The sequence below is a fragment of the Mycobacterium sp. genome, assembly GCF_035653355.1.
Lineage (GTDB): Bacteria > Actinomycetota > Actinomycetes > Mycobacteriales > Mycobacteriaceae > Mycobacterium.
Genome location: NZ_DASRBZ010000648.1, coordinates 1 through 5,678, shown reverse-complemented (window position 1 = coordinate 5,678; position 5,678 = coordinate 1). Strand labels below are relative to the sequence as shown.

Genomic DNA, 5,678 nt, shown 5'->3' with positions numbered 1-5,678 from the left:
CACCAGGTCGTTGGGGAAGACGTCCCTCGTGGAGCCGAAGGAGCAGCAGATGCGTGCGTCGAACCAATTCGCCGACGCGACCACCGGCGTGGTGTACATCCACGCCTCGCCGGCGGCGGTGTGCCCACATGTCGAGTGGGCATTGTCGTCGACCCTGGGCGCCCCGGCCAACCTGAAGTGGACCCCGCAGCCGGCGATGCCCGGACAGCTGCGCGCGGTGACCAATTGGGTCGGCCCAGTAGGCACCGGCGCTCGGTTGGCCAACGCGCTGCGCTCCTGGTCGGTGCTTCGTTTCGAGGTCACCGAGGACCCCAGTCCCGGCGTCGACGGTCAGCGCTTCAGCCACACGCCTCAGCTGGGACTATGGAGCGGGACGACAAGCGCCAACGGCGACATCATGGTCGGCGAGATGCGGCTTCGGGCGATGATGGCCTCCGGCGCCGACGCGCTTGCCGCCGAACTGGATTCGGCACTCGGCACGGCATGGGACGAGGCGCTCGAGGTATACCGCGACGGCGGCGACGTCGGCGAAGTGACCTGGCTCAGCCAGGGGGTGGGCTAGGTTTCCGCAGCATCTGCAGCGCCCCGGGGACCGCGCTGATCTCTGCGGGCAGCGCGCATACGTACTCGCCGTCGGCGTAGGCGTTGATACCAGGCGACTCCACCTCGACAGACTGCGCGCGCGTCGTGCTCACCGCGTCCAACTCGACGTGGCTGCCCTTGAACACGGTAGGAAACAAGCGGACCAGCCGGGCTCTCGACGCCGAGTGCACCATCGTGATGTCGAGCCGACCGTCGGCGTGGTCGGCGTGCGGGCAAATTCGCATGCCGCCGCCGTAACTGCGGGTATTGCCGAACGCTGCCAGCGTGAGATCGGTGACAAGCTCTTCGCCATCGAGCACCAGCCGAAACGGCAACAGCCGCAATTGCGACAGCTCGGCGAGCATGGCGAGGTTGTAGCGCATCCGTCCGCGCGGCCAGCGCATCCGGTTGGCCCGATCGGTGACCAGCGAATCGAATCCCGCCGCGGCGACGGTGCCGAACCATGTGACGGCGCCGGCGCGGTTGCGGATTCGACCAAGGTCGACGGTTTCGGTCCACCCGTCGGCGACGATATCGGCGGCGGCCACCGGATCCTTGGGGATCCCGTACTCGCGGGCATGATCGTTGCCAGTACCCGCGGGCACGATTCCCAGCGGAATGTCGCTGCGCGCCAACACCTGCAGCACCATGCCGATCACGCCGTCGCCACCAACCACCACAACTGCGTCGGTGCCGCGCTCGAGCGCAGCATCGAGCAGGCGCCGCGCGTGGTCGGCATCCGTGCCCACGATGGCGACGACGTCGACACCGCGCTGCTGCAAGCGGGCGACCGCTTTCTCTGTGGCGTGGGGTGCGTGTCCGTGCCCGGACGCCGGATTGGTCAGCACGGTCACCTGACCGATCTCGCGGCGGCGCAGCTGGCCCGTCACGGAATCAGCTTGCCGGGGTTGAGGATTCCGGCCGGATCGAGCGTGGACTTGACGGCCCGCAAGATCTGCACGCCCAATTCACCGACCTCGTCCTGCATCCAGGGCCGGTGATCGGTGCCGACGGCGTGGTGATGGGTGATGGTTCCGCCGGTGGCCATGATCGCCGTCGACGCGGCGGCCTTGGCGGCGCGCCACTGCTCGATCGGGTTGCCGCGTTGTCCGGCGACGACGGTGAAGTACAACGAAGCCCCGGTGGGATACACATGCGAAATGTGGCACAGCACAAGGGCCGGTGTGCCGGATTCGGCGAGCGCGGCCGTCAGCGCGTCCGTGACCGCGGCCTTCAGCGCTGTAATGTTCGACCAGTCTGTGGCGGTCTCGAGGGTCTCACACAGCGCGCCGGCGGCCAGCAGCGAATCGCGCAGGTACGGCGCGCTGAACCGGCCGCGCTCCCACGCCCGCGCCGGTTCCTCACCCAGCGACGTGCCGCCGTGCGCTTGCAGGACTTCGTGTGTTTCGGCGTGCCTGCTTTCGGCATGCACCGCGGTGCCCTCGAACACGGTGATCGCCAGGCAGCCGCCGGTGATCTGCTGCTCTCCGATCGCATCGGTGGTAGCGAGGTTGATCCCAGTCTCCGCTTCATCGGAAAGCCGGATGACGGTCGGCCCGGTGCCGGTTTGGGTGGCCGCGCGCAACGCCGCAGCGCCAGTGGCGAAGTCCGGAAACGACCACGCCTCGTAAATGCTGGCCTCAGGTATCCGGTGCACCCGCAGCCGCACCCGGGTGATGACGCCGAACAGGCCCTCCGAGCCGATCAACAACTCCCGCAGGTCCGGTCCGGCCGCCGACGCCGGGGCCCGGCCCAGCTTCAGCACTCCCGCCGGCGTGATGACGTGCAGCCCGCGGATCATGTCGTCGAAGCGGCCATAACCGGCCGAGTCCTGGCCCGACGAGCGGGTCGCCGCAAAGCCGCCAAGGGTGGCGAACTCGAAGCTCTGCGGAAAATGCCCGAGCGAAAAGCCGTGTTCGCCAAGCAGCCGCTCGGCCTGCGGGCCCGTCACACCCGCACCAAGCTCGGCCATGCCGGACACCTCGTCGAGCGCGTGCAACCGGTCGAAGCGGCGCAGATCCAGCGACACCACGGCGTTGAACTGCCCCCTGATCGGGTCAAGCCCGCCCACCACGCTGGTGCCGCCACCGAACGGAACGACGGCGATGCCGCGCTGCGAGCAGTGGCCCAGGATCGCCGCGACGTCGTCATCGTCGCCGGGCAGCAGCACCGCGTCGGGTGCGTCCTGCGTACCGGTGTCCTTGCGCCGCAGCAGGTCCAGGGTGGACTTGCCGCCGGCATGCAGCAACCGGTCACGGTCACCGATACGGCAGTAGTCCGCCCCGACGATCGCTGCCAGCGCGTCGTAGTCTGCCTGCTCCAGCGCGCTCGGGCGTAGCCGCACCTGGTCCGCCGTGAGCTCGGCTGTGCCCGAATCCTCCACCGCAAGAGCCTGTTTCAGCAGCGACCGGATCCCGTCCGTTAGTGGCTTGGCCGCCGCCGGATCACCCCACGCGTTCCATTTCATCGGCGGCAGCAGCTCATCAGACATGCGTTACAGTATTACATATGCTGTCAATCAGTAACGCGCGTGCCGACACCGGCGACCGCATACTTCAGGCCGCGGCCAGCTGCGTGTGCGATTTCGGGGTCGAGCGCGTGACGCTGGCTGAAATCGCGCGCCGGGCCGGTGTCAGCCGACCAACCGTGTACCGTCGCTGGCCCGATACACGGTCGATCCTGACCGACCTGCTGACCCGGCACATCACCGACGCAGCGCGGGAGGTGCCGGCACAGGGTGAAGGTCGTGAGGCACTGGTCGACCGCATCGTGGCGGTAGCCGGACGACTGAGGCGCGACAAGCTGGTGATGGCGGTGCTGCGCTCCGAGCTGGCGATGGTGTACATCACCGAACGCCTCGGCACCAGCCAACGGCTCCTGATCGACACCTTGGCCGACGAGCTGCGCGCCGCACAGCGACACGGCAGCGTGCGTCCCGGCGACCCCCGCCGGCTCGCCGCGATGGTCTTACTGATCACCCAGTCCACGATTCAGTCCGCGCAGATCGTCCAGCCGATCCTCGGCGCCGACGCGCTCAGCGCTGAGTTGGCCTACTCGCTGAACGGATACCTGTCCTGATGCCCATCGCTCTCAATGCGGGCCGCCGCACTGCCGACCTGCAGGCACTGGCCGATGGCGCGCCAGTGGACGTCATCGTCATCGGCGGCGGCATCACCGGCACCGGCATCGCCCTGGACGCTGCAGCGCGGGGCCTGCGGGTGGCGCTGGTGGAAAAGCACGATCTGGCCTTTGGCACCAGCCGGTGGAGCTCCAAGCTGGTGCACGGGGGCCTGCGCTATCTGGCGAGCGGCCACGTGGGGATCGCACGGCGCAGTGCGGTCGAACGCGGAATTCTTATGGCGCGCAACGCCCCCCACCTGGTGCGGGCGATGCCGCAGCTGGTGCCGCTGCTGCCGACGATGGGTCGTGCCGAGCGGACGCTGGTGCGCGCGGGGTTTCTGGCCGGTGATGTGCTGCGCAAGCTGGCGGGCACGCCGGGGTCTGTGCTGCCGCGCTCGCGCCGAATATCGACCCAGCGCGTTATCGACATGGCGCCGACCGTGCGGCGCGACGGGCTCGACGGTGGTCTGCTGGCCTACGACGGGCAACTCATCGATGACGCGCGACTGGTCACCGCGGTCGCGCGTACCGCGGCACAGCACGGGGCCCGGATTCTGACCTATGTGGCCGCATCGCAGGCCACCGGCACCTCGGTGAGGCTGACCGACCAGCGTACCGGCGGCTCCTTCGACGTCTCTGCGCGTGCCGTCATCAACGCGACGGGGGTGTGGGCGGCTGACATCGACCCGTCGTTGCGGTTGCGGCCCAGCCGCGGCACCCATCTCGTCTTTGACGCCGCCACCTTCGGCAAACCGACTGCTGCACTGACCATTCCGATACCCGGTGAGCTCAACCGCTTTGTGTTCGCGATGCCTGAGCAGCTGGGCCGGGTCTACCTCGGCCTGACCGACGAAGACTCGCCCGGCCCGATTCCGGATGTGCCGCAACCGGCGTCGGACGAGATCGACTTTCTGCTCGACACGGTGAACACCGCGCTGAGCACTGCGCTGGGGCCGTCCGACGTCATCGGCTCCTATGCCGGCCTGCGGCCGCTGGTCGACACCGGGGCGGGGCGCACCGCCGACGTCTCGCGCGAACACGCGGTCGTCGAGTCGCCCTCGGGTGTCATCAGCGTGATCGGCGGCAAGCTCACCGAATACCGGTATATGGCGCAGGACGTGCTTGATCGTGCGATCCGGTTGCGCGGTCTGGTCGCTGGCGGGTGTCGCACCCGCAACCTGCCGCTGGTCGGTGCGCCGGCCAACCCGGGATCGACGGCCCGGCCGGTTACCGGGCTGCCGGCGTCGTTGGTCGCGCGCTACGGGGCAGAGGCGCCGAGTGTCCTCGCCGCTGCGACCTGCGAGCGTCCCACCGACCCGGTGGCCGACGGCATGGACCTGATCCGCGCGGAGTTCGAATACGCGGTGACCCACGAAGGTGCACTGACCGTCGATGACATCGTCGACCGCCGGACCCGCATCGGTCTGGTTCCAGCTGACCGGGAGCGAGTTGTCGGCGTGGCGAAGGAGTTCGTGGCCGCCTTGGGCTAGTCAGCAGAAAGCGATAGTTGCTACTATATGATAGTAACTATCACTTTCTCCCGACGAGGTGAGCGATGCCGAATGTCATGCGCGTTCCTGTACTTATCGTCGGGGCCGGTGCAGCCGGGCTGGCAACCTCGGCGCTGCTCGCCAAGCACGGCGTGCGCTCGCTGCTGGTGGAAAAGCGGCGTGAGATCTTCATCTACCCGAAAGCCCGCAACTTGAGTTTCCGCAGCATGGAGATCCTGCGCGGCCTCGGCCTCGGCGACGAGGTGCACGCAGTCGCTGAGCATGTCACGGAGATGGTGACCAAGCCGACGCTGAACAGCGCAGCGGAGCAACGAGCCATGGACTTCGAGGCGATCTTTGCCGGCTTGGACCACCTCAGCCCCGAGCCGTCCGTGCAGTACTGCCCGCAGAGCCGGCTCGAGCCCATCTTGGCCGCGGCAGCCCGCCGGCGCGGCAGCGACGTGCGCTACGGCACCGAATTGGCGT

The 5,678-nt window shown here is 68.3% G+C and carries 6 protein-coding genes; 4 read left to right on the top strand and 2 right to left on the bottom strand.

Going from position 1 to position 5,678, the window contains the following annotated elements:
• The first annotated feature begins 49 nt into the window (after nucleotides 1–49).
• Nucleotides 50–562: a DUF3145 domain-containing protein gene (locus VFA16_RS22290; RefSeq protein WP_324969923.1), complete on the top strand. Its 513-nt coding sequence runs from the start codon at nucleotides 50–52 to the stop codon at nucleotides 560–562.
• Here the strand turns inward: VFA16_RS22290 and VFA16_RS22285 are convergent.
• Both VFA16_RS22285 and VFA16_RS22280 read right to left on the bottom strand, forming a co-directional pair.
• Complete coding sequence (locus VFA16_RS22285; RefSeq protein ID WP_324969922.1) at nucleotides 543–1,472, bottom strand: diacylglycerol kinase; 930 nt, start codon at nucleotides 1,470–1,472, stop codon at nucleotides 543–545. The genes VFA16_RS22290 and VFA16_RS22285 overlap by 20 nt on opposite strands.
• Nucleotides 1,469–3,049, bottom strand: a complete 1,581-nt coding sequence (locus tag VFA16_RS22280; protein WP_331683558.1) for an FAD-binding oxidoreductase — start codon at nucleotides 3,047–3,049, stop codon at nucleotides 1,469–1,471. Before VFA16_RS22280 ends, VFA16_RS22285 begins: the two co-directional genes overlap by 4 nt.
• Nucleotides 3,050–3,090: 41 nt before the next feature.
• Between VFA16_RS22280 and VFA16_RS22275 the strand changes: the two genes are divergently transcribed.
• The 3 genes from VFA16_RS22275 to VFA16_RS22265 all read left to right on the top strand — a co-directional run.
• On the top strand, nucleotides 3,091–3,660 hold the full coding sequence (locus VFA16_RS22275; protein WP_324969920.1) for a TetR/AcrR family transcriptional regulator: 570 nt from the start codon (nucleotides 3,091–3,093) through the stop codon (nucleotides 3,658–3,660).
• The gene (locus VFA16_RS22270; protein ID WP_324969919.1) at nucleotides 3,660–5,192 is read left to right on the top strand and encodes a glycerol-3-phosphate dehydrogenase/oxidase; all 1,533 of its coding nucleotides are present in this window, start codon (nucleotides 3,660–3,662) and stop codon (nucleotides 5,190–5,192) included. Before VFA16_RS22275 ends, VFA16_RS22270 begins: the two co-directional genes overlap by 1 nt.
• Nucleotides 5,193–5,269: 77 nt before the next feature.
• Nucleotides 5,270–5,678: FAD-dependent monooxygenase (locus VFA16_RS22265; RefSeq protein WP_324969918.1), on the top strand; the 409-nt coding region annotated here is incomplete at its 3' end.